General features: G+C 62.9%; 1 pseudogene. It reads left to right on the forward strand.

The features are described 5' to 3' along the window. Positions 1-302 (forward strand): annotated as a pseudogene (locus EN852_RS38875) (Fe3+/spermidine/putrescine ABC transporter ATP-binding protein); the annotation flags it as partial.

Consider the following 302-nt stretch of genomic DNA (forward strand, 5'->3'; position numbering starts at 1 on the left):
GAGCCGCTCGGCGCGCTCGACAAGAAATTGCGCGAGCACATGCAGCTTGAGATCAAGCAGATCCACACGATGCTCGGCGTCACCATCGTCTATGTCACACACGACCAGAGCGAGGCGCTGACGATGTCGGACCGGGTCGCGGTCGTCAACAATGGCGCCATCGCCCAGCTCGGTTCGCCGGACGATCTCTACAACACGCCGCAAAGCTCCTTGGTGGCGAGCTTCATCGGCGAGAACAACACGCTGGAAGGCGTGGTCGACCGCGTTTCGGGTCAGGAATGCCGGGTCCGGCTGAACGGCGG

The organism is Mesorhizobium sp. M2E.F.Ca.ET.209.01.1.1 (assembly GCF_004010375.2).
Classification (GTDB): domain Bacteria; phylum Pseudomonadota; class Alphaproteobacteria; order Rhizobiales; family Rhizobiaceae; genus Mesorhizobium.